The 21,227-nt window shown below is 72.0% G+C and carries 23 protein-coding genes; 14 read left to right on the forward strand and 9 right to left on the reverse strand.

Annotation, left to right across the window (positions count from 1 at the left end; genetic code table 11):
- Positions 1-64 precede the first annotated feature (64 nt).
- Complete coding sequence (locus tag ACZ5OX_RS28070; protein ID WP_465633916.1) at positions 65-592, forward strand: hypothetical protein; 528 nt, start codon at positions 65-67, stop codon at positions 590-592.
- Here the strand turns inward: ACZ5OX_RS28070 and ACZ5OX_RS28075 are convergent.
- Positions 577-1,800, reverse strand: a complete 1,224-nt coding sequence (locus ACZ5OX_RS28075; protein ID WP_465633918.1) for an RNA-guided endonuclease InsQ/TnpB family protein — start codon at positions 1,798-1,800, stop codon at positions 577-579. The two genes, ACZ5OX_RS28070 and ACZ5OX_RS28075, sit on opposite strands and share 16 nt — an antisense overlap.
- A 595-nt stretch (positions 1,801-2,395) precedes the next feature.
- Here ACZ5OX_RS28075 and ACZ5OX_RS28080 point away from each other — a divergent pair.
- Together ACZ5OX_RS28080 and ACZ5OX_RS28085 are read left to right on the forward strand one after the other, a co-directional pair.
- Positions 2,396-3,673 (forward strand): metallophosphoesterase family protein, encoded by a 1,278-nt coding sequence (locus ACZ5OX_RS28080; RefSeq protein ID WP_465633919.1) that lies wholly within the window; start codon positions 2,396-2,398, stop codon positions 3,671-3,673.
- A 233-nt stretch (positions 3,674-3,906) separates the two neighbouring features.
- Entirely contained in the window at positions 3,907-5,751 is a 1,845-nt protein-coding gene (locus ACZ5OX_RS28085) for a serine/threonine protein kinase (protein ID WP_465633921.1), read from the forward strand.
- An 88-nt stretch (positions 5,752-5,839) separates the two neighbouring features.
- Here the strand turns inward: ACZ5OX_RS28085 and ACZ5OX_RS28090 are convergent, their stop codons facing one another.
- Positions 5,840-8,839 carry an AfsR/SARP family transcriptional regulator gene (locus tag ACZ5OX_RS28090; RefSeq protein ID WP_465633922.1) on the reverse strand — a complete coding sequence of 1,000 codons (3,000 nt, stop codon included), beginning with the start codon at positions 8,837-8,839 and terminating at the stop codon, positions 5,840-5,842.
- A gap of 201 nt (positions 8,840-9,040) precedes the next feature.
- Between ACZ5OX_RS28090 and ACZ5OX_RS28095 the strand changes: the two genes are divergently transcribed.
- Positions 9,041-9,544 (forward strand): hypothetical protein, encoded by a 504-nt coding sequence (locus ACZ5OX_RS28095; RefSeq protein ID WP_465633924.1) that lies wholly within the window; start codon positions 9,041-9,043, stop codon positions 9,542-9,544.
- Positions 9,545-9,719: 175 nt separating this feature from the next.
- On the opposite strand, the gene ACZ5OX_RS28100 is transcribed toward ACZ5OX_RS28095, so the two are convergent.
- A complete protein-coding gene (locus ACZ5OX_RS28100) occupies positions 9,720-10,580 on the reverse strand; it encodes an alpha/beta fold hydrolase (RefSeq protein ID WP_465633926.1) in 861 nt (286 codons plus the stop codon).
- 154 nt (positions 10,581-10,734) lie between these two features.
- On the opposite strand from ACZ5OX_RS28100, the gene ACZ5OX_RS28105 reads away from it, so the two are divergent.
- From ACZ5OX_RS28105 to ACZ5OX_RS28115, 3 genes are all read left to right on the forward strand, one after another.
- A complete protein-coding gene (locus tag ACZ5OX_RS28105) occupies positions 10,735-11,040 on the forward strand; it encodes a hypothetical protein (protein WP_402404128.1) in 306 nt (101 codons plus the stop codon).
- Positions 11,041-11,527: 487 nt separating this feature from the next.
- Complete coding sequence (locus ACZ5OX_RS28110; RefSeq protein WP_465633928.1) at positions 11,528-12,538, forward strand: hypothetical protein; 1,011 nt, start codon at positions 11,528-11,530, stop codon at positions 12,536-12,538.
- A gap of 312 nt (positions 12,539-12,850) precedes the next feature.
- On the forward strand, positions 12,851-13,339 hold the full coding sequence (locus ACZ5OX_RS28115; protein ID WP_465633930.1) for an RICIN domain-containing protein: 489 nt from the start codon (positions 12,851-12,853) through the stop codon (positions 13,337-13,339).
- Between the two features lie 124 nt (positions 13,340-13,463).
- On the opposite strand, the gene ACZ5OX_RS28120 is transcribed toward ACZ5OX_RS28115, so the two are convergent.
- Complete coding sequence (locus ACZ5OX_RS28120) at positions 13,464-13,607, reverse strand: hypothetical protein (protein ID WP_465633932.1); 144 nt, start codon at positions 13,605-13,607, stop codon at positions 13,464-13,466.
- A gap of 37 nt (positions 13,608-13,644) precedes the next feature.
- Here ACZ5OX_RS28120 and ACZ5OX_RS28125 point away from each other — a divergent pair, with 37 nt between their 5' ends.
- The 3 genes from ACZ5OX_RS28125 to ACZ5OX_RS28135 all read left to right on the forward strand — a co-directional run bounded on the left by ACZ5OX_RS28125 (position 13,645) and on the right by ACZ5OX_RS28135 (position 14,285).
- Positions 13,645-13,779 (forward strand): DUF397 domain-containing protein, encoded by a 135-nt coding sequence (locus tag ACZ5OX_RS28125; protein ID WP_465633933.1) that lies wholly within the window; start codon positions 13,645-13,647, stop codon positions 13,777-13,779.
- A gap of 73 nt (positions 13,780-13,852) precedes the next feature.
- The gene (locus tag ACZ5OX_RS28130) at positions 13,853-14,062 is read left to right on the forward strand and encodes a DUF397 domain-containing protein (RefSeq protein ID WP_465633935.1); all 210 of its coding nucleotides are present in this window, start codon (positions 13,853-13,855) and stop codon (positions 14,060-14,062) included.
- A 25-nt stretch (positions 14,063-14,087) separates the two neighbouring features.
- Positions 14,088-14,285 carry a DUF397 domain-containing protein gene (locus ACZ5OX_RS28135; RefSeq protein ID WP_465633936.1) on the forward strand — a complete coding sequence of 66 codons (198 nt, stop codon included), beginning with the start codon at positions 14,088-14,090 and terminating at the stop codon, positions 14,283-14,285.
- 29 nt (positions 14,286-14,314) lie between these two features.
- On the opposite strand, the gene ACZ5OX_RS28140 is transcribed toward ACZ5OX_RS28135, so the two are convergent.
- On the reverse strand, positions 14,315-15,418 hold the full coding sequence (locus ACZ5OX_RS28140) for a serine hydrolase domain-containing protein (RefSeq protein ID WP_465633938.1): 1,104 nt from the start codon (positions 15,416-15,418) through the stop codon (positions 14,315-14,317).
- Between the two features lie 536 nt (positions 15,419-15,954).
- Positions 15,955-16,602, reverse strand: coding sequence for an NADPH-dependent F420 reductase (locus ACZ5OX_RS28145; RefSeq protein ID WP_465633940.1), 648 nt, complete (start codon positions 16,600-16,602; stop codon positions 15,955-15,957).
- Between the two features lie 78 nt (positions 16,603-16,680).
- Here ACZ5OX_RS28145 and ACZ5OX_RS28150 point away from each other — a divergent pair, with 78 nt between their 5' ends.
- The 4 genes from ACZ5OX_RS28150 (at position 16,681) to ACZ5OX_RS28165 (ending at position 18,645) form a co-directional block, all read left to right on the forward strand.
- A complete protein-coding gene (locus ACZ5OX_RS28150; RefSeq protein ID WP_465633941.1) occupies positions 16,681-17,052 on the forward strand; it encodes a winged helix-turn-helix transcriptional regulator in 372 nt (123 codons plus the stop codon).
- 196 nt (positions 17,053-17,248) lie between these two features.
- Positions 17,249-17,692, forward strand: a complete 444-nt coding sequence (locus tag ACZ5OX_RS28155) for a peptidase inhibitor family I36 protein (RefSeq protein ID WP_465633942.1) — start codon at positions 17,249-17,251, stop codon at positions 17,690-17,692.
- 44 nt (positions 17,693-17,736) lie between these two features.
- Positions 17,737-18,174 carry a peptidase inhibitor family I36 protein gene (locus ACZ5OX_RS28160; protein ID WP_465633944.1) on the forward strand — a complete coding sequence of 146 codons (438 nt, stop codon included), beginning with the start codon at positions 17,737-17,739 and terminating at the stop codon, positions 18,172-18,174.
- Between the two features lie 39 nt (positions 18,175-18,213).
- Entirely contained in the window at positions 18,214-18,645 is a 432-nt protein-coding gene (locus ACZ5OX_RS28165; RefSeq protein ID WP_465633945.1) for a peptidase inhibitor family I36 protein, read from the forward strand.
- Positions 18,646-18,736: 91 nt separating this feature from the next.
- Here ACZ5OX_RS28165 and ACZ5OX_RS28170 read toward each other — a convergent pair whose 3' ends face one another.
- Genes ACZ5OX_RS28170 through ACZ5OX_RS28180 form a run of 3 tightly spaced genes read right to left on the reverse strand, consistent with a single transcriptional unit; the run spans position 18,737 to position 21,140 of the window.
- The gene (locus ACZ5OX_RS28170) at positions 18,737-19,873 is read right to left on the reverse strand and encodes a methyltransferase domain-containing protein (RefSeq protein WP_465633947.1); all 1,137 of its coding nucleotides are present in this window, start codon (positions 19,871-19,873) and stop codon (positions 18,737-18,739) included.
- Positions 19,870-20,823, reverse strand: a complete 954-nt coding sequence (locus ACZ5OX_RS28175; protein WP_465633949.1) for an MvdC/MvdD family ATP grasp protein — start codon at positions 20,821-20,823, stop codon at positions 19,870-19,872. The genes ACZ5OX_RS28170 and ACZ5OX_RS28175 overlap by 4 nt, the downstream gene beginning before the upstream one ends.
- A gap of 41 nt (positions 20,824-20,864) precedes the next feature.
- A complete protein-coding gene (locus ACZ5OX_RS28180) occupies positions 20,865-21,140 on the reverse strand; it encodes a hypothetical protein (protein WP_465633951.1) in 276 nt (91 codons plus the stop codon).
- Positions 21,141-21,227: the final 87 nt, after the last annotated feature.

Here is a 21,227-nt window from a genome sequence, read left to right on the forward strand (position 1 = left end):
GACACCCGGCGCCCCGCACGCCGCCGGAAGCGCCCAGCCCGCCGCCGTACGAGGAGAACGCCGTATGCCACCCCCACCCGCCCACACCGACGTCCGCACCGACGCCTGCACCCGTGGCCGCCGCGCCCTGGGCGCGCTCGCCCTGACCACCGCCCTGGCCGCCGGCCTGTCCGGCCTCGCCACCCCCGCCCGGGCCGCCCCCGCCCCCGCCCCGGCTCCCACGACGGCCGGCACGACGGCCCCCACCGCGGCCGGCACCCGGCCCCACGCCACCGACCCCGGCCCGGTCCTGGACCGCCCCGGGGAGTCCGTGGTCACCTGCCGCGAGGTCACCCCCATCGCCCCCGGCCTGACCATGACCGCCTTCGACCGCCTCGCCGCCGCCGGCTGGATCCGCGGCAAGGTCCTCGTCGCTGACCTGGACACCGAGGGCCTGAGCGTCGACTACCTGTCCTCCGGAAAGGTGACCACCCGCCGGACCGTCACCGACATGGCCCGCGGCGCCGGAGCCGTCGCCGCGATCAACGGCGACTATTTCGACTTGACATCCCCTGCCCTGGTGGGCACGGGTTCCCCTCAGCCTCGCGGATGAGCCGCTGCGCGTGAGCGCTGCGGTGGGACGACTTCCTGCTTCACTGACGACCGCCCGCCCGGATTGTTCCGTTGAGGTCTTACACCGTCTCCACAGGCTGCAACCGCCAGCCCGGCGGCCAGGATGTTTCTCGCTGCGTTGACATCCCGATCATGGGTCGCACCGCAGCCACACGTCCACTCACGAACGTTCAGCGGCATCCTGCCCTGCAGGACGCCGCAGGCCGAGCAGAGCCCGGACGAGGGGAACCAGCGGTCCACAACGACCAAGTCCCTGCCGTACCAGTCGGCTTTGTACCTCAGCATGGACCGCAGTTCGGCCCAGCCCGCGTCTGCGATGGCGCGGGCAAGTGTCCGGTTCTTGAGCATGTTCCGGACGGTCAGGTCCTCGATCACGATCGTTTGGTTCTCACGAACGAGTCGAGTGGTGAGCTTGTGCAGGACGTCCCTGCGCCGGTCGGCGATCCTTGCGTGGATCCTGGCCACCTTGATGCGGGCCTTGGCCCGGTTCGCCCCGTTGCCCTTGGCCTTACGGGATAGATTCCGTTGGGCCCTGGCGAGGCGTTCGCGGTCCCTGCGTTCGTGCCTTGGGTTGGAGACCTTCTCTCCGCTGGAAAGCGTCACCACGGAGATCAGCCCGGCATCAATGCCCACCGCTCTGTTGATCGGCTCGGGCATCACGGGCCGGTCGTCACACAGCAGGGCGACGAACCAGCGTCCAGCGCGGTCCTGTGACACGGTCACTGTGGACGGTTGTGCGCCCTGGGGTAACGGCCTGGACCACACGATAGCCAGCGGCTGGCTCATTTTTGCCAGTGTGAGCTGCCCGTCTCGGAACCGAAACGCCGAGCTGGTGTACTCGGCGGAATTGCGGGACTTCTTCCGGGATTTGAACGTCGGGTACTTGGCCTGCTTCTGCCAGAAGTTGACGAAAGCTCCCTGCAAGTGCCTGAGCGCTTGCTGTAGTGGGACGCTGGACACCTCGCACAGGTAAGCCAATTCCTCGGTCTTCTTCCACGCAGTCAGCATCGCCGAGGTGACGTTGTAGTCGACCCGTTCCCGGTGCAGCGTCCAGGCTTCCGTGCGGGCCTGCAACGCCATGTTGTAGACCTTCCGCACGCACCCGAACGTGCGCGACAGCTCGACTGCCTGTGTATCGGTCGGATAGAAGCGAAACTTGAATGCCCGCTTCACGTGGGTGGCCGTCACAATCACAGATTAGCGCCCATGCATGTGACCATGCGGCCGGTGACCCTGCCAAGAAGTCATATTGTCTCGGCGGCTATCTGCCCACCCGCAGGCCCGGTAGGCGGGATATCCGTTTCTCTCTCCAGGCCAAGCCAGGGGTGACCGCGGAGCTTCCCATGACGCCTCCGGGGCCCAGAAGGCGCCATCCCGAGCACCTGCCGTCCTGCTCAGCCGCGGGCCGGTGCCCGCGCGCTGTGGACCTCAAGCCTGCGACCGGGGCCACTGTTCCCGGCCAGCCCTGCGCCGTCGCCCCCGACGTCGAACTGCCCGCCCGGCCACGCGTCACCGACCCCGTCGTGCTCACCCACGGCACCGTCGACCACCGCCCGCTGCGCGTCGCCGTCATGTCCGACGCCCAGTTCGTCGCCCGCGACCCCGACAGCGACATCGTCCAGGCCGCCCGCCGCACCCTGCGCGACATCGCCGCCGCCCAACCCGAACTGCTCGTCATCGACGGCGACTTCGTCGACGAGGCCGCCCCGCCGACTTCGCCCTCGCCCGCACCCTCCTCGACGAGTTCGACCAGCTCACCGGCCACACCGTCCCCTGGCACTACGTGCCCGGCAACCACGAGGTCATGGGCCCCGGCACCATCGACAACTTCAAGGCCGCCTTCGGCGACACCACCCGGGTCTTCGACGTCAAGGGCACCCGCTTCATCACCCTCGACAGCTCCCTCGGCACCCTGCGCGCCGGCGGCTTCGACCAGATCGCCACCCTGCGCTCCGCCCTCGACGGCGCCGCCCAGGACCCGTCCGTCACCGGCCTGCTGCTCTTCGAACACCACCCCACCCGCGACCCCCTGCCCGACCAGGGCAGCCGACTCGGCGACCGCAAGGAAGCCGCCCTCGTCGAACAGTGGCTCGCCGACCTCCGCACCCGCGGCAAGTCCGCCGCCATGGTCACCGGCCACGTCGGCGCCTTCCACGCCCAGAGCATCGACGGCGTCCCGCACCTGATCAACGGCAACTCCGGCAAGGGCCCCGCCGCCGAACCCGACCGCGGCGGCTTCACCGGCTGGACGATGCTCGGCATCGACCCCGCCGCCGGCCGCGTCACCGACCCCTACGCCCCCGCCGACGACACCACCGCCTGGCTGCGCGCCGAAGTCCACGCCCGCGCCGACACCGTCGACCTCAAGGCCCCCACCGCACTCGGCCTGCTCGAAACCGCCCCCGTCCACGCCACCTTCACCCAGGACGGCGGACGCACCGTACCCGTCGCCTGGCCCGTCACCGCCCAGTGGGGCGGCGCCGACGTCCACATCGGCACCGCCGCGAGCGCCCCGCGCACCGCCGTCGCCGCCTACGACCCCGCCACCGCCACCCTGACCGGGCTGCGCCCCGGCACCGGGACGCTGAGCGTCACCGTCGGCGGGGTGAAGGCCGAACAGCCGCTCACCGTCGGCCCGGAGACCGCCTGCACCACCACCGTGCGCGGCAAGCACTCCTCGCTCGCCGTCACCTCGGGCGTCACCTGCCTCCAGGGCGCCGGCATCGACGGCCCGGTCCTGGTCCGGCCCGGCGCGTCCCTGGTGGCCGTCGACTCCACCGTGGGCGGCCCGCTCTCCGCCCGCGGCGCGGGCACCGTGCTGCTGAGCGACACCACGGTCGGGGGCCCGGTCGCCGTCAGCGGCACCACCGGCAGCACGGCACTCCTGCGCACCACGGTCGCCGGCCCGCTGCACCTCGCCCTCAACCGGGGCGCCACCCTGCTGGCCGGCACCACCGTGCGCGGCCCGCTGGACTGCTCCGGCAACACCCCGGCCCCGGTCGACGGCGGCCTCGCCAACACCGTCGGCGGCCCGAAGGGCGGCCAGTGCGCCAAACTGTGACGAACCATCGGCAATGACCGCAGGCCCGGACCGTCCACGGTCCGGGCCTGCGGGCCGCTGATGGCCGGAGTTGAGCGTGATTCCTATGATGGTCAGTCAGTAATTCGTTATGCCAGTGCCATGATCCTCGGAGTGTGCCACGGGCCCAGGGCGCGCCCGGGGGACGGGGCCCGCACCCGGATCCGCTCCGGCCCTCGGCATCGGTTCCTCGGTTCATCGATTCAGGGAGAAGCATGCGCGGCACCGTGCTCGCCGACCGCTACCGGCTGGTGGACTGGCTGGGCGGCGGGTCGATGGGCGACGTGTGGCTCGCCGAGGACGAGGTCCTCGGCCGCCGGGTGGCGATCAAGGTGGTGAAGCCCGCGCTGCTGGACGAACCCGGCTTCGCCGAGCGCTTCCACGCCGAGGCCCGCGTCATGGCGCAGCTGCGGCACCCGGGCATCGTCGGCGTGTACGACTACGGGCACGACGGCGGGCAGGACGGCGGGCACGGCGAGGGGTACTCGGGCACGGCCGGGCGGCGCCCGGTCGGCTACCTGGTCATGGAACTGATCGACGGCCAGCCGTTGAGCGCCGTCCTGGAACACCGCGGCGCCCTGCCGGCGGCGCAGGCCCTGCGGATGGCCCTGCAGGTGCTGGAGGCGCTGGAGGCCGCGCACGAGTCCGGGGTGGTCCACCGGGACATCAAACCGGCCAACCTGATGGTCCGCGGCGACCGGACGGTGATCGCGGACTTCGGCATCGCCCGGCCCGCCTGCGACGCCCGGCTCACCGTCCCGGGGATGGTGCTGGGCACCGCCGCCTACCAGGCGCCGGAACAGGCCTCCACCGGGACGGTCACCGCCTCCGCCGACCTCTACGCGCTCGGCGTGGTCCTCTACGAGTGCCTGGCCGGCCACCTCCCGTACGAGGGGGAGACCGCCCTCGAAGTGATCCTCAAGCACCTGACGGAGCCCGTGCCGCCGCTGCCCGGGGACGTGCCCGCGCCGGTGTGGGCGCTGGTCGAGCGGGCGATGGCCAAGGAGCCGGGCGAGCGCTGGCCGGACGCGGCGACGATGGCCACGGCGGTGCGGCGCGCCCTCGCGGCGATCGAGGGGGCGGTCGAGGGGACGCCCTCGCCCGCGCCGGTTCCGGACCGGACCCAGGCCCGGACCCGGCCTGCCGTCGTACGCGCGCCGCGGGCCGGACGCCGCCTGCGGACGCTGGCCGGGCTGACGGCGCTGACCCTGCTGTGCGTGGCCGGGGCCGCCGGGGCCACGGTGGTGCGGCCCGGCCGGGCGCCGCACGTCGCCGTCGCCCAGCCCCCGGTGCCGGAGCCGGTCGCGCTGGTGGAGGCGGCCCGCCCGAGCGCCCAGCAGGCGGCCCCCGCACCGTCGGCCGGAGAGGGCCAGAGCCCCGCACCCGCCGCCGGGCCCGAAACGCCCACCGGGTCGCCCCTCGCCGCCCCGCCCACCGTCCCGCTCGCCGCCCTGCCCGCCGCCCCGGCTCCCGCCGTACCCGGCCGGAGCCCCGTCCCGCCCCCGGCCGCACCCGCCGCCGGTCAGAACCCCGTTCCGCCCGCGCCGAGCCCCTCCGCCCCGGACCGGCCCGCGACCGGCGAACCGGCCCCGCCCACCGCGACCGCGACCGCGACCGGGACGCCGCCGCCGTCCGTGCCGCCCACGGCGCAGCCGAGGCCGCAGCTGCCCGCCGTGGCGCAGATCGCCGGTGCCAACGGCGCGTTGGACAACTACCAGTCCGCGGACGTGGACGGCAACATGGTCGGCACCTACGTCGTCAACGGCACCTCGGCGCAGCTGTGGCGGCTGGACAAGATCGCCGAGGGGATGTACTACCTGCGCAACGCCTCCAGCAACTTCACCAAGGTGCTGGACCAGGACCGCACGAGCAGGCAGGTGCAGATCTGGTCGAGCCCGCCGGCCGTCTGGAACCAGGTCTGGGACATCGAGCCGGTCCCGGGCGGCTACCGGATCTACAACGTCGGCACCCGGCTGTGCCTGACGTCCGAGGGCATCGGCGTGGGCACCCACGGGGCGGACTGCACCGGCGCTCAGAACCAGCTGTGGACGATCAGCTGAGCCGCCGCTGAGCCGCCGCCGACCGCCGACCGCCGACCGCCGCTGAGCCCGCTGCCGGCCGCCGACCGCCGGCCGGGCCGGCGGCGGGTCACGCCGGGAGCCAGGACGGCCACTGCCGGCGCGGCCGCACGACGGGCCCGCCGGGGCTGATCAGGGCGCGCAGCCGGTTGGCCTCGGGGGAGCCGATGGAGGCCAGAATGTCGTAGGCCTCCGACCGGCGCGCCAGGGCCTCGTCCGGTGCGGTGCCGCTCTCGGCGAGCGCGTCGCCGAGCGCCGCCAGCGCCAGCCCCCGCCCCCGGCGGTCGCCGTCGAGGGTCAGCACCTCCACCGCCCGCCCGGCCGCCGCCACCGCCTCCTCGCCGCGGCCCACGGCGCGCAGCGACTCGGTGAGCCGCAGCAGGGTACGGCCCGTACGGCGCCGGTCGTCCGGCCGCAGCAGGGACAGGGCGTTGCGGTGGTGGCGCAGGGCCTGCTCGAACTCGCCGCGGTCGTGGGCGATCGTCCCCAGCGAGTCCAGGGCGAGCGCCTGCAGCTCGTAGTCGGCGAGCCGGTGGCAGATCAGCAGGGACTGGTCGACCACGCGCACCGCCGCGTCGTACCGGCCGAGTTCGGTGAACGCGCCTGCCAGGTTGAGTAGTTCGGCCGCCACCGAGCGCTGGTCGCCGAGCCGCTCCCAGACCGAGATCGCCGCCGTGAAGCCGCCGAGCGCGTCGCCCGGCCGGCCGACCTGGACGAACAGGGCGCCCAGCGCGGCGTGGGCCAGGGCGAGCAGCGGCCCCGGCAGGCCGTCGGCGGTGCACAGGTCGCGGGTCCTGAGCAGCTCGGCGAGGGCGGCGGGCTCGGAGCCGACCTCGGTCAGCAGCCGTCCGAGTACCAGCCTGGCCCTGACCTCGGCCGTCCGGTCGCCCGCCCGGACGGCGGCCTGGAGCAGGACCTTGGCCGCGTGCCCGAGCGGCCGGGTGGCCTGCCCGGTCTCGCACAACAGGCTGCAGCCGAGCAGCAGTTCGGCCGCCAGGTCGAGCCGGGGCGGGTCGGGGAGCCCGGCGTACTGGCCGACCAGCGCGCCGACGCCCTGGTAGTCGACGCCGCCGGGCGGTGCCACCGCGCGGGGGCCGGCGCCGGCCCCGGCCTCGGGCAGGGCGGCGCGGGCCGCGGACGGGCCGAGCGCCGCGACGGTCTCCGCGTGCTGACGGGCCACCAGGCGGGTGAGCACGGCCGCCGGGCGGTCCTCCTCGCCCCGCGCCTGCCCGTTCGCCTCCGCCTCCGGGGCGAGCCGCTGGGCGAAGGAGCGCAGCAGGTCGTGGTACCGGTAGCGGTCCGGCGGCGCCGTCTCCAGCATCGAGCAGTCGACCAGCGACTCGGCCAGCTCCTCGGCCTCGTGCTCGGGCACGCCGAGCACCGCCGCGACCGCGCCCGGCGACAGGTCGGGCACCTCCGGCACCGCCAACAGCCGGAAGGCACGGGCCTGTTCGGGCGTCAGCTGGTCGTAGCCGAAGCGGAACGCCGGCTCGACGGCGAGGTCCCCGGCGCGCAGCACGTCCAGCCGGCGGAGGTTCCCGGACAGCTTGTCGAGCAGCCGCTCCATGGCCCAGCCGGGCCGGCAGGCCAGGCGCGCGGCGAGGATGCGCACGGCCAGCGGGAGGTGGCCGCAGAGCCGGACGAGTTCCGCCGCCGTGTCCTGCTCGGCCCGCAGCCGCTGCTCGCCGATCACCTGGCCGAGCAGGCCGAGGGCCTCCCGAGGGGCGAACGCGGTCAGCTCGACGACCTGCGCGTTGGGCAGCGAACCGAGCCGGGCCCGGCTGGTGACGAGGACGGCGCAGCCGGGCCGCCCGGGCATCAGCGGCCTGATCTGCTCGGCGTCCCGGGCGTTGTCGAGGACGACGAGCACGCGCCGCTCGGAGAGCAGCGAGCGGAACTGGGCGGAGCGTTCGGCGAGCCCGGAGGCCAGCCCGTCGGCCGGCACGCCGAGGGAGCGCAGGAAGACGCCCAGCACCTCCTCGGGCCGGGTCGGGCGGCCGTCGGCCCCGTGCAGGTCGAGGTAGAGCTGGCCGTCGGGGAAGTCGGCGGCCAGCCCGTGCGCGACGTGCACGGCCAGCGCCGTCTTGCCCACGCCGCCCAGACCCGCCACGACCGCCACGGGCACGGTGCGGGGGGCGAGCAGGACGGCCCGCAGCGCCTCGGTCTGCGCCTCGCGGCCGGTGAAGTCGGCGAGGTCGGCGGGGACCTGGGTCGGCCGCACGGGCGCCCGGTACGGCGGGCGGGGCGCGGTGGCGGCACCGGTGGCGGTCGCGGTCGCCGCGGTGGCGGTGCCGGTGGTGGCGGCGGGCCGGGGCGGCGCGGGCGCCAGGAGGGCGGCGTCGGCCGCCAGGATCCGGCGCTGCAGCTCGCGCAGACCGGGCCCGGCGCTGACGCCGAGCTGCTCGCGCAGCCGCCGGTCCGTGGCACGGTACGCGCCCAGGGCCTCGGCCTGCCGACCGGTGCGGTAGAGGGCGAGCATCAGCAGTTCGCAGAACCGTTCCCGCAGCGGGTGTTCGGCCGTGACCGCGGTCAGTTCGGCGACGACCTCGCCGGACGGCCCGGCCTCGACCTCGGCCTCCAGGCACGACTCCAGGACGGTCACCCGGCGTTCGGCCCACTCCCCGCGCTGCCGCTCCGCGTACGGGCCGGGCAGCGCGGCCATCGGCTCGCCCTGCCACAGGGCCAGCGCCGAGCGGAGCGTGGCGGCGGCGCCGGCGTGCTCCCCGGCGGCGCGCAGCGCCTTCGCCTCGCCGACGAGCTCCTCGAGGCGGTGGGTGTCCAGCGCCCCGGCGTCCACCGTGAGCAGGTAGCCGCCGCTGAGCGTGCTCGGCGCGTCGGGCCCCAGGACGCGGCGCAGGCGGTGGACGTAGGTGCGGATCACGGCGGACGGCTTGGCGGGCGGCTCCTCGCCCCACAGGTCGTCGACGAGCTGGCCGGCCGACACGGGGTGGTTGGCCCTCAGCAGCAGCGCGAGCAGCAGGCTCCGCTGCTGCGGTGAGCCGAGCGCCAGCTCACCGCCGTCCCGCCACCCCCGCAGCGGCCCCAGCACCGCGAACCGTAAACCACCCACCGGCCGTCCCCCTCCACCCGCGAAAAATCCCCCGGGGCATTTTACCGGCCGCATCGCCCCTGGTCAGGGCGGCTCATCCGGGCCCCACCGGCCGCTTGTCCATCACCTGTCAACAGACTGTCGACCATCTGTCGACGGGAGCGTCCGAGGCTTCGAGCAGGAGACCGCACCGACGCGGTCCCAGAGCGAGAGGAACACCCGATGGCACAGCGGAAGTCCCTGGTCCGAGCGACCCTGGCCGCGGCCGGCGTCGCCGCCGCGCTGTTCACGGCGGCCGCCCCGGCCGGCGCGGCCACCGCTCAGCAGCAGCCCGCCCAGGAGCAGACGCAGCTGCTGAGCGCGGCGCGCAGCACGGAGGTCCTGGTGGTCAACTGGACGGGCTGCGAACTGCGCCTGCAGAGCAACTGGCTGGACCACGGCATCTGGACGACGGCTCCGGACCCCATCATCAGCGACGGAAAGACCGGACGCTGGCAGTCCGAGAGCAACGGCTTCATGACCGGGACCGAGGGCCACGTCATCTACGACGCGGCCAACTGCGGGAACCCGGGGCTCAACGGCAAGCGCGTCCAGCTCCACTGGAACAACCCGTACGTCGGCAGCAACGGCTACGACACCGCGGGTTCCGACCCGATGTTCGGGTTCGCGCAGAGCGGGGGCAGCGGCAACAACGCCGCCGTGTACTGGACGATCAGGGGCCTCTGAGCGCCCTGACCCCTGACTGACGGGCCTGACCGACGGGCCTGACCGACGGGCGCCCGGCCGGGACTTCCTCCCCCCGGCCGGGCGCCCGCGCGTGTTCGGCAGCGCCGTCAGGTCAAGCGCCGTCAGGTCAAGCACACCGTCAGGTAGAAGCGCCGCCCGGTCAAGCGCCGCCAGGTCATCCGGCGGGCAGCAGCGCGGCGACCTCCGCCAGGACGCGGGCCGCCGGCGCCGGGTCGACCAGCCACTTCAGGTGGCTGCCGGTGAGCGTGCGGACGTCGTACCGGTTCTCCGGCGTCAGTTCGTCGCCCTCGCGGATCATCCGGTCCTGCATGGCGAGCGGTATGCCGGCGTCCTCGGTCAGCCGCACGTACGTCCGGGGGATCCGCCCCCAGGTGCCGGCCTGCGCCCGGTCCTCGGGCGTGCCGGCGTCGAGGTTCTCGTCGGGCTGGAAGGTGTTGAGGAGGACCAGGAACTCGTCGTCCGTCCCGTCGGCGAGGAAGGCCGCCTTGAACGCCGCGAGGACGGAGGGGTCGGCGGTGCGGAAGTTGGAGCGCAGCAGCCCCAGTTCGGCAGGGTTCCCGACCATCGCCGCCGCCATCCCCGCGGCGTCGACCGAGGCCATCTCGGGCTCGGCGTAGTAGGCGCCGACGTCGAGGGCGACGGGGGCCCAGGCGGACACGTAGACGATGCGGTCGATCAGGTCGGGCCGCCGGTTGGCCGCGACGGTGGCCGTCAGGCCGCCGCGGCTGTGGGAGACCAGGACGACGGGCCCGTTGCGCTTGGCCCGCTCCAGTATCCCGACCAGGTGCGCGACGTTGTCGCCGAGCGTCACGCCCTTGATGGCCCCCGGCGCGGCGGCGAGCCCCTCGAGGTCCTGCGGCGCCTGGTAGGCGCGCGGGTACGTCGCGGCGAACCCGTGCCCGGGCAGGTCGACGGCGACGGAACGGTGCCCCAAGAGGCCGAGTTCGGCCTGGAGCGGCGCGAAGGAGAAGGAGTTCGCGAAAGCTCCGTGGACCAGTACGAACGTCGGTTGCATGTCTGTGCTCACTTTCTGACCCGTGTTCAACGAAAGATCATCGCACTGTCCGCAGGGGCCCGTCTCGGCCATTCGTGTCGCCGGTGGATACAACCGATCACGAACCCGGCATGCTGACCGCAACGTTGTCCGAGACACGACGAAGGAGAAGGCCATGCGACGGATTGCGGCTCTGGGGACCGGTGCGGCACTGCTGGTGGCAGCCGGGGTGATGGCGGCTCCGGGGGCGTCGGCGACCTCGTACTGCAGCACCACCCAGGGCACGAACTGGGGATCGGTGAGCTGTCAGACCACCGCCACGAAGAACCACTGGCAGCTGGTGCTGGTCTGCAACAACGACAACGTCAAGGGCAACCAGACGACGGTCATCGGGTCCTGGCACATGGGCAACGGCAGCGACACCCTGTACTGCCCGACCGGCTACAGCGCGGCGTACACCAAGGTCAACAACGACAACTGACCTGCCGCGCAAGGAAATCGGCCCCCACCGCCCGGCGGGGGCCGATTTCCGTACGTGCCGCGCATTCACTCTTCCGGCCTATTGGGCAAGGTGGTTCGAGCCCGATACATTTCCTGTACCGGGACGTTTCCCCACGAACCCGCACCAGGTGGCGATTCGCCTTCGCTGCGCCGTCACCCGCGACCTCCGGAACGGGCGCACCCCGCCGTCCCGACCCGACAGGACCGACCCACCGACACCTCCGGCGGCCACGGACACCGGCCGCCGACGAGGACAGCCCGCCCGTCCGACGGCGCGTGAGCCGACGCACGGCGTACGGCGTACGGCCTCCGACGCACCCGGCCTCCGACGCACGGCCTCCGACGCACCCGGCCTCCGGCGTACGGCGCTCGGCCCGAAGACCCGCGTCCGGCGGGACCACCGCCGAAGAACCCGCACCCGGGCCCGTCCCGCCGTCCGGCACCCACCGTTCACACGGGGAGGAACCATGAACGCCGCCGCCAACTGGAACGACATCCTGGTCCGGGACAACTTCCAGGACACGGGACAGACCCCCACGTCCGACCCCGTCTGGGAATCCCCGGACATCATCCCGTTCGGCAGCGACATCCTCGACTTCGGCCTGCTGGAGTCCAGCTACGGCGGCCCCGACCTCGGCATCAGCCACCCCATCGTGCAGGGGCGGCTCAACCGCATCTACGTCCGCGGGAAGAACCTCAGGACCGGATGCCCCACCTCCGGTGACGTCAGGCTCTACTACGCCCCCGGCGGACTGCTCCTGGACCCGCGGGCGTGGACCCCGCTCAACGCCGAGGGCGGCGGCACCACCGTGCCGTTCACCGTCCGCGGCGGCAGCAGGGAGATCCCTCCCGGGCAGATCTGCGTCAGCAGGTCCGCCTTCCTCTGGCCGAGCCAGAACCCGCCCGGCCACTACTGCACGATCACCACCGTCGACACCCCCGCCCATCCCATGCCCGCGACGCTGCCCACCTTCAGCTCGCTCGTCGACTACCTGAACTGGGTCAGGTACAACCCCAACGTCGGCTGGCGCAACATCGACGTCATCCCCTGCCGGCAGACCAACTACGTCCTCTCCAACCTCGCCATCTGCAACCTCAACAACACCCCGACGCGATTCGTCTTCGGGATCTCCGGCACCGACCTGCCCGCCGGCACCGCGACCTTCTCCAACACCGACCAGCAGGCCCCGTTCAGCCTGACGGCGCAGATCTACCCGCCCGGCGACGACGAGGGGTACACGCGCTCGATCCTGCTGCCCGCCAACTACTCCGGCACGGTCACCGTCGTGGTGCGGTTCGACACGCCCCTCCCGTGCGACGCCCGGATCGTGCTGCGCGCCTACAACCCGGTGACCCGCAACGCCGGACCGCTCGAACGGCGACTCGCCGTCCCGCTCACCGGCGTGCCCGGGCTCCACGACGCCCTGTTCCTCGAACTCGGCGCGTACACCTTCGTCGCGGCCGAGAGCGGTTCGTGACCGGCCCGGAGTTCCTGACCGGCCCGGAATCCGGGCAGGACGACACACCGTAGGGGCGACCGGGGGGAGTGGCCGCCACCCGGTTGGTCACTCTGCGTCAACATCCTCGCTCGGACGGCGGGTTGCCGCAGGTGGGCCGCATGCGACCGCGCCCGTTCGGCTGGCCCCGGGGTGATACGCCCGGTGCGGTGTTTCACCCGCGAAGGGCAAGGGGCCCCGGCCTCGCCCGGTCCGGCGGCACCGGCGGCGTCCAGGATGTTCGTGGACGTCCCAGGAATCGCCTGCGACCGATCGAGTGAAAGAGAAGACGACATGACGAAGACCGGCAAGATCGCACTGGCCGTCGCCGCGGCGGGCCTGTTCGCCGGCGCCCTCACCGCCACCGCGCCCGCGGCCTCCGCCCAGCCCACGGAGTTCAACGCGCTGGTGTCGTCGGAGAAGTACGGGAACTTCCTGCACCCGGGCCCCGGCGACAACGTGACCCTCGGCGACTCCATCGAGTGGATCTTCCGGGAGGTGGACCCCGGTACGTACGAGATCAGGGCGGCCAACCGGCCGGGCTTCCCGTGCGTCACCTCCTTCGGCGAAGGGGACGCCGTGAAGCTGGTCGACTGCGGCTCCGCGTTCGGCAACCAGACCTGGAAGCTGCAGCCCGCGAAGCCGGGCCAGACCGAGCCCGTCCTCATCGAGTCCGCGGACCGCCCCGGCGAGGTCCTCGAACCGCACGGCCTCGGCGAGAAGGTCACCCTGGAACACCTGAGCGGCGACATCGCCCAGCAGTGGAAGGTCTACGGCCGGTAAGGGAAGCGGCCCGCCCGCGGTGAACGAGCCTGCACACCCGGCGGGCTCGTTCCCGTTTCCGGCGACGGCCGGGGCGCGCAGGAAGTCGGCGGGGCCGACTTCCTGCGTCGACTCCGGTGGCTTCTTACAGCCCGATTCCGGACATGAGGTCCGGTAGTTCCCGCACGGGCTCGGCCCGGCGCTGGAGGAGGTGGACCTTCGCCTCGGGGAGTTCGGCCACGCGCAGCAACTGCCAGCCCTGCTCCCGTCGGTAGTAGCGCTGGAGCAAGAGCAGCTACAGCGGCAATGGCGGGCAGTGTGTCGAGGTGGCTTCCGGCTTCCCCGGCCTGATGCCCGTTCGTGACTCGAAGGACCCCCAGGGCCCGGCTCTAGTCTTCCCGGCCGGGGCCTGGGAGTCGTTCGTCGCTGCTGTCCGCGGTGGCGAGTTCGGCGAGGTCTGAAGTCGGCCTGATGCCCGGCTGGGGGTTCCCCAGCCGGGCGTTTTGCGTTCCTGGGGGAGGGCAGGCAAGAGCCATGAGCGCTCTGGAAGTTGACCTGGCCGGTGCCGTGTGGCGCAAGAGCTCGCACAGCAACAACGGTGGCACTTGCATCGAGGCGGACGACGCGTGCCCGGGTAGGGTCCGCGACTCCAAGGACCCGAACGGGCCGATCCTCGCCTTCCCCGTCGAGGCCTGGGCGTCCTTCGCCGCCGCCGTCCGCGGCGGTGAGTTCGGCGACGTCTGAGTCGAAGTCTGGGAGGACCTGAACCATGCATGAGTCGACAGGCGCCAAGTGGCGCAAGAGTACGTATAGCAATGGCGGGGGTGGCTGCATCGAGGTGGATGATGCGCACCCGGGCGTCGTCCGTGACTCCAAGGACCCTTACGGCCCGGCGCTGGTCTTCCGGGCCGAGGCCTGGGAGTCGTTCGTCACCGCTGTCCGTAGTGGCGAGTTCGGCGACGTCTGAGGTCCGGGAACAGTGCCGGCCGGGCGGGGTCAGCCGGTGCAGGTCGCAGCGTCTACCAGCTTCTCGAAGGCCTTCCGGGTGGGCAGCGGGGTCGAGAGGCCACTGCCGTTCATCGAGACGGAGAGCTGACGGCGCAGGTCGGGGCTGGTGTACAGGAAGGTGCTGAAGCCCGGGATGCCGCCCGTGTGGCCCCAGAGCTCACCGCAGTCGCTGGTGGTCCGCTCCAGGCCCAGGCCGTATCCGCCCTGGCTCTGCGGGGTGACCGTCATCATCTCGGCGAGCTGCGGCCGGGGCAGTAGCCGTCCGCCGAGCAGGGCGGTGATGAAGGTGTTGAGGTCGGCGGTGGTGGAGATCCCGGCGCCGGACGCGCCCGCCATGCTCGGGTCCAGGTCGGTGACGTCCACTCGGCCGGTGGGCAGGTCGAAGTAGCCGTGCGCGTGGGGGCCGGGCACGGCCGTCTCGTGGTCGGGCATGGAAGTGCCGGTCAGGCCCAGCGGGCGGATGATGCGACGCTCCACCTCCTGCTGCCAGGTGCGGCCGGTGGTCCGCTCGATGATCTGTCCGGCCAGGATGTAATCGGTGTTGGAGTAGTGGTAGCCCTTGCCGGGCGGGAAGTACGCCGGGTGGTTGTTGGCCAGGGCGACGAGCTGCTGTGGTGTCCAGCGGGTGTAGCGGCCGGACTCCAGCCATCGTTCGAGGGAACCGGGCGCCGTGGCGTCGAAGGCGTGGTCCTCGGTGTAGTCGAACAGCCCGCTGGTGTGGTTGAGCAGCTGGCGCAGGGTGATGTTCGCGCCGTTCGGTACCGCGCCCGGCAGCAGCCGCTCCACCGGGTCGTCCAGGCCCAGCCGTCCCTCGGCGACCAGCTGGAGGACGACGGTGGAGACGAAGGTCTTGGTCACGCTGCCGATCCGGAACCGCCCGGTCGCCGAGGCGGGGGCGCCGGTCGCGTAGTCGGCGGTACCGGCGGCACCCTTCCATCGGGTGCGGCCGTACTCGCCGACCCGGGCGAGTGAGGCCGAGGCGCCGCCGGAGTCGACGATGGCCTGCATCGCGGCGTCCAGGGCCCTGGGGTCGACGCCCTTGTGCGGCCCCCGGCCGGCGGCGTCCTGCGCCGGCTCCTGGGCAGCGGTCATCGTCACCACTCCGGCCGGTCCCGCTGTGCCGAGGGCACCGGCCGCCGGGGCCGTCACCCCCACCAGGCCCGCGCCCGCCAGCGCGAGCGCCACCAGGCGCGCGGCCGGGCGGCCGCGCCGGCGCCCCGTGCGCCCGCGACCGCCCGGACCTGTTCCGCCCCCGTGTTCCGCCATGCCCGTCCGCCTTCCCGTGTCCGTGCCGAAGGGCGAATGCAACACCCCTGTGAATTACGGCAACTGACACATTGACAGTTGACCGGGTGCCGGGTCGTCAGCCCACGGTCCAGGCCGGTTCCGGCCCTGGACCTACCTTCGAACGACGGGCCGCTCCCCCTCAGGGATGGGCCACCCCCTAGGGTCGGTCAGGGGCCCCGCCCGCAGGGGCCGTCAGCCGATCGGGGCCTTGACCCGCAGTCGATCTGCCCTCAAGGGGTTCGGTGGGTCCCCGGCCGGGCGTTTTGCGTGCGTGGGGGAGGGCAGGCAAGGGCCATGAGTGCTCTGGAACCTGATCTGGCCGGCGCCATGTGGCGCAAAGGTCAGGAGGGATCAACCCCCGCGTACGCCAGCGGCGGCGCGATCGCCTGAGCATCCGCACCTTCGCCCACCCACAGGCCGATCAGGAGCGCGGCCGTCGCCTCCAGCAGGCCCGCCCGGTCGAGCCCCCCGCCGTTGACCGGCACGCAGCCGATGTCGCGGACAAGGAGCCGTGCCGTTTCGAGAGCCGGTGCATCGTCACCGCAGAGCGGTACCGCGAGAGGACGTCCGCCGAAGACCGGCGGGGTCAAGCCCCACACGCTCTCGTGACAGAGGTTGAATGCCTTGACCACGGACGCACCGGGTGCCGCGGCCGCGATGCGCTCGGCCGCCGAGGGCCCGCCCCGGGTCTCAAGGACGAAACCCGACGTCAGCGGGTTGGTGCAGTCGATCAGCGTCCGGCCTCGTAGGGTGTCGGCCAGGCCGGACACCACGCTGATCGCCGCCGAGTACGGCACGGCCAGCAGTACCGCGTCCCGGCCGTGTTGGGCCGCGTCCCGCAGAGTCCCCGCCCGAGCGCCGATCCGGTCGGCCAGGGCCGTGGCGCGGCGGGCGTCCCGCCCGCCCACCAGCACGTCGTGCCCGGCCTGCGACCACCGTGTACCCAGCACCCGCGCCATGTTGCCCGTACCGGCAATCCCGATCCTCATCAGTTCAGCCTCCTCGTGGTGATCCGGTAAGTCGGATTCGGGACGACACTAGGAAGCCGCTCGGGCACCATCTGGTAAGTGACCACTGATCAGGGCTTTGTAGCCGACTGCCGCGCCCGCCTCGCTTTCGATCTGCTGGCCAACACCTGGAACGCGGTGGTGGTGTGGACGCTGCGCGACGGTCCCGCGAGACCCGGTGAACTGCGCGAACGGATCGGCGGGATCAGCCCCAAAGTCCTTACGGAGACGCTGCGTCGGCTCCAGTTCAACGGGTTGGTGAAGCGCCGCGCGTACGCCGGGTCGCCGCCGCGCGTGGAGTACACCCTCACTGAGTTGGGGCGAACGCTGCTGGGGCCGATCGAGGCATTCGGTGCCTGGGCCTTCGAGCACAGCGAAGACGTGATGGCGGCCCGGGAGCAGGCTGAGGAGCCCGGACACGATCGCGGTTGACGCCGATGGCGAGCGGTATGTCGGCCCTCGGAACGGATCACTAAGTCACACGGCAGTATGGGGCCGTCGGCGTCGGATTCACATGCAGTCGGATGACTGATGCCTCCTCAGTGCCCTCGCCGTCACAGTGGTGTCGCTCCGCAAGCGATGTGTCGGAGCACCCCCCTGGGCATGCAGAGATACAGAGGAGATCAGGATGAACCTGCGGCGAACGGCGATGCGGCTCGCGATGGGTGCCGCCACGGTGGCCGGGGTGCTCGCCGCCACGACGACGAGCGCGAGCGCCGATGTCCTCACCACGATCCAGACCGGCGCCGGCAAGTGCCCCGCCAACTGGGTGTGCCTGTGGAGCGAGAACAACTTCATCGTGGGGAACCCGAAGGGCGGGGTCGACTACGGGGCCATCGGCGCGAACCAGAACATCCCGGACATGGGGGTCATCAAGTTCGTGGCCCAGGAAACCCGCTGGAAGGGCATGCAGGACGAGGCCTCCTCGGTCGTGAACAACACCGGGAGCCACATCTGCTTCTACGAGCACAACAACTACGGCGGCCTGGAGTTCAAGGTCGGCCCCCACGAGCAGTGGGCCTCGGTCCCGTCGTGGATCAACGACAGGATCAGCTCGTTCAAGTTCTGCTGAACCTGCCCTTCCCCTCCACCTGAACCTGAACGGAACCGATCGTCATGAAGCTTTCCAGGAACCTGTCCAAGCTCGGCCTGATCGCCGCCGCCGCTGCCGGTCTGATCGTGACCACCGCGACCTCCGCTAGCGCCACCAACATCTACAACATCGGCCACGGGGCCGGATCGTGCCCCAGCGGTTACATCTGCCTGTGGTCGGAGGGCAACTTCATCGAGGGCACGTTCTACAACGATGCCAAGTTCGGTGCCTTCGCCTCGAACCAGAACATCGGCGACATGGGCAAGCTCCAGCGCGTCGCCAGCACGGACAAGGGCATGCAGGACATCACCTCGTCCGTGGTGAACAACACCGGGAGCCACGTCTGCTTCTACGAGCACAACAACTACGGGGGCCTGGAGTTCAAGATCGGTCCCGGGGAGCAGTGGCCGTCCCTGCCGTCGTGGATCAACGACAAGATCAGCTCCTTCAAGTACTGCTGACCCCGTCCTCCACCTGATTCCCGAACGGAACCGATCGTCATGAAGCTCTCCAAGAACCTGACCAGGCTCGGCCTGGCCGCCGCCACCGCCGTCGGGCTTGTCGTGACCGTGGCGGGCTCCGCCAGCGCCAACACGATCCTCACCATCGGTCACGGCGCCGGAGCCTGCCCCGCCAACTACGTCTGCCTGTGGTCCGAGGGCGGGTTCGTCCGCGGCGAGCCCTACCAGAAGTTCGGGTCGTTCGCCTCGGATCAGAACATCAGCGACATGGGCAAGCTGAAGCCGGAAGGCGCCTTCTGGCAGGGGATGCAGGACATCACCTCGTCCGTGGTGAACAACACCGGGAGCCACGTCTGCTTCTACGAGCACAACAACTACGGGGGCCTGGAGTTCAAGGTCGGCCCCCACGAGCAGTGGCCCTCGCTCCCGTCGTGGATCAACGACAAGATCAGCTCCTTCAAGTACTGCTGACCCGTCGGAGGACCCGACCGGCCACCTCAGCCACCTGAAGCGCAGGCCCGGACCGCACCCCCCGCGGTCCGGGCCTGCCGCCTGTTCCTTCTCACCTGCTGCCCACTGTCCATGACGGCCCGTCCGGACTGTCGAGCCACACCCGCTGTCCGGTCCCCGTGACGGTGATGCCGTACCGGTCGCGGGCCGGCCGGTCGTGGGCCCGGTAGACGCGGTGCGCCGATTCGAGTTCGGACCACAGCGGGCGTGGGCCGGCCTCGGTCACGGTGCCGTCCGGCCGCAGTTCGGCGATCGAGCCGTCCGACGTCCACACCCGGGCGCCGGCCGGCGTCCCGTCGTCGCCGAGGTCGTACTGCCAGCCGAGCGGCGGCATGGCGACGCTGACCAGGAAGCGGAAGTCCTCGTCCACCAGGGCGTCGGCGCCGATGGTGGACGGCCGACGGTCGCCGTTGGAGAGCTGCGGCCGACGGATGACCCCGCTGTCTCCGGCCACCCGCAGGGGCATGAAGTAGGCAGGAGTGGTGAGGAACCGCCCGCCGGCCTCGGCTTCGCCGGTCCGGTGGACGCGCGCGATGCCGTATCCGACGGGCGCGACGATCACTCCGCCGGGGGCCAGTTCGGGCAGCCACGCGAGCGGGATGCGGGTGAGCCCGCACGTGGCGATGATCGCGCCGTAGCGGCGCGGTTCCGATCGCCCCGGCTCGGCGGGCAGGTGGGCGGCGGCGCCGTCGCCGGTGATCACGGTCGGCCGGTAGCCGGCGCGGCCGAGGCGGCGCCGTGCCGTGTCGGTGATGTCCCGGTCGACGTCGACGGTCACCACCTGGTCGTCGCCGTAGCGATGGGAGAGCAGCGCGGCGTTGTAGCCGGCCCCCGTACCGATCTCCTTCACCCGGATGTCCGCCTGCGCGCCGAGCGCTTCGAGCATCACCGCCATCAGGGACGGCTGGCTGGACGACGACGCGGCGTTCCCGCCGATCAGGTGAGTGACCAGCGCCCGGTTCTCGTACACGGCCTTCAGCCACTCGGCAGCGTGCCCGGGATCGTCACCACCGACTCGCTGCTGACTCCCCTCGGCGCCCTGCCGGTAGAAGTACGGTACGAACAGGTGCCTGGGCACGTCCCGGAACGCGCGCTGCCAGCCCGGATCGGTCAGTGAACCGTCGGCGGTGAGGGCGTCGACCATGGCGTGGCGCAGGCTCTCGGCGGTCGGCTCGGCGGTGTCGGTCACGTGGTGCCCTTCTGGAGGAGGTCGGCGATCGCGTGGGTGACGGCGTTGCGGGTGGTGTCGATCCAGGCCCACTGCCCGCCCGGGTTCACGTCGACCAGCCAGTGCGTCCCGGACCGGTCCACGATCAAGTCCACGGCGGCGAAGACGAGTCCGAGCTGCCGCAGCATGTCCAGGATGCCCGTGCGAATCGACGCGGGGAGCCGTTCCGGGATGTAGGTGAGGTTCTTCGAATCGGTGCGCCAGTCCAGCCGTCCGGGGCCGTCCGGGGCGTCGATCCGTACGGGGAACAGCTCACCGGCGACGCAGGTCACGCGGATCTCGTACGCCTTGTCGGTGATCTCCTGCTGGTACAGGTGCGCGGTCAGTGCCGCACGCGGATCGTCCCATCGGTCTGCGGGGACACGGGTGGTGTACATCTGGCCCCGCTGCCCGTTCTCGGTGTGGACGATCCCGCCGAGCACTTTCGTGACGACCCGGCCGCCGCACCGCTCGGCGAACTCGCGCACCGCCCCGGGGGAGTTGGTGATCAGCGTTGCGGGCACGGCCAGCCGGGCCCCGGCAGCGGCAGCCAGTTGTGCGGGCTTCGTGCAGTCGGCGTTGCGCTCGGGGCGGTTGACCCACAGCACGCCGGGCAGCGAGCCGAGTACGCCGGCGAACGCTCGCTTGGCCTGTGACGCGGCGAACCTCTGCTCGGGGCCGGACATGCCGTCGGCGAACCGGAAGGTGGTGGGCTTGCGCCACCACACGGACGCGAGTTCGGACAGGTCGACGCCCCGCAGGGCGCCGTCCAGGGTGCCGCTCCACTGACCGTCCGGCCCCAGCTCGGCCGTCATGGTCATGCGCTGCGGGAAGTCGGCGACGTCGGTGCGCCAGAACGGGACGCCTCGGGCATTGAGTTCACGCAGGACGTAGTCGGCGGTCGGGTCGAGGTCGTGGGTGATGACGAGCACGCGGGGAGAGGTACCCCGCGTGCTCCCGGTGCCGTCGGGCATCAGTCGTCGTTCTGGTCGTAGTCGACGCTGATCACGGTCTGTCCGTCGGACTCGGTCTGACAGCCCGAGCCGTTCATGGTGGGCAGGTCGAGCGCCGTGCGGCCGTCGATCAGCGACAGCTGCGTGGCGGGGTCGACACCGACGGGCGGCAGGGGCGCGACGGTCGCCGGGTTGATGATGGCGTCGAGCCCGAACGGCCGGGTGGCGAGCGGGCCGGCCGGCTCCGCGTCCACGTCGATGTTCAGCGTGGGCAGTCGATCGGTCAGGATGGACATGGTGTCGCTTCCCCTCAGGTCGGATGGTGCGGTTGCCGGCACTGCGTTCGGGAGCGGATGGTGTCGGCCGCCGTGGGGGCATCTGTG

The sequence above is a fragment of the Kitasatospora sp. NPDC032121 genome (genome assembly GCF_055580145.1).

What these genes read in the sequence shown, in the direction of transcription:
- ACZ5OX_RS28155 (WP_465633942.1), top strand. Translation starts at nt 17,249, where the DNA reads ATGAACCTGCGGCGAACGGCGATGCGGCTCGCGATGGGTGCCGCCACG.
- ACZ5OX_RS28085 (WP_465633921.1), top strand. Translation starts at nt 3,907, where the DNA reads ATGCGCGGCACCGTGCTCGCCGACCGCTACCGGCTGGTGGACTGGCTG.
- ACZ5OX_RS28100 (WP_465633926.1), bottom strand. Translation starts at nt 10,580, where the DNA reads ATGCAACCGACGTTCGTACTGGTCCACGGAGCTTTCGCGAACTCCTTC.
- ACZ5OX_RS28135 (WP_465633936.1), top strand. Translation starts at nt 14,088, where the DNA reads ATGCATGAGTCGACAGGCGCCAAGTGGCGCAAGAGTACGTATAGCAAT.
- ACZ5OX_RS28130 (WP_465633935.1), top strand. Translation starts at nt 13,853, where the DNA reads ATGAGCGCTCTGGAAGTTGACCTGGCCGGTGCCGTGTGGCGCAAGAGC.
- ACZ5OX_RS28140 (WP_465633938.1), bottom strand. Translation starts at nt 15,418, where the DNA reads ATGACCGCTGCCCAGGAGCCGGCGCAGGACGCCGCCGGCCGGGGGCCG.
- ACZ5OX_RS28110 (WP_465633928.1), top strand. Translation starts at nt 11,528, where the DNA reads ATGAACGCCGCCGCCAACTGGAACGACATCCTGGTCCGGGACAACTTC.
- ACZ5OX_RS28180 (WP_465633951.1), bottom strand. Translation starts at nt 21,140, where the DNA reads ATGTCCATCCTGACCGATCGACTGCCCACGCTGAACATCGACGTGGAC.
- ACZ5OX_RS28095 (WP_465633924.1), top strand. Translation starts at nt 9,041, where the DNA reads ATGGCACAGCGGAAGTCCCTGGTCCGAGCGACCCTGGCCGCGGCCGGC.
- ACZ5OX_RS28165 (WP_465633945.1), top strand. Translation starts at nt 18,214, where the DNA reads ATGAAGCTCTCCAAGAACCTGACCAGGCTCGGCCTGGCCGCCGCCACC.
- ACZ5OX_RS28145 (WP_465633940.1), bottom strand. Translation starts at nt 16,602, where the DNA reads ATGAGGATCGGGATTGCCGGTACGGGCAACATGGCGCGGGTGCTGGGT.
- ACZ5OX_RS28160 (WP_465633944.1), top strand. Translation starts at nt 17,737, where the DNA reads ATGAAGCTTTCCAGGAACCTGTCCAAGCTCGGCCTGATCGCCGCCGCC.
- ACZ5OX_RS28070 (WP_465633916.1), top strand. Translation starts at nt 65, where the DNA reads ATGCCACCCCCACCCGCCCACACCGACGTCCGCACCGACGCCTGCACC.
- ACZ5OX_RS28115 (WP_465633930.1), top strand. Translation starts at nt 12,851, where the DNA reads ATGACGAAGACCGGCAAGATCGCACTGGCCGTCGCCGCGGCGGGCCTG.
- ACZ5OX_RS28105 (WP_402404128.1), top strand. Translation starts at nt 10,735, where the DNA reads ATGCGACGGATTGCGGCTCTGGGGACCGGTGCGGCACTGCTGGTGGCA.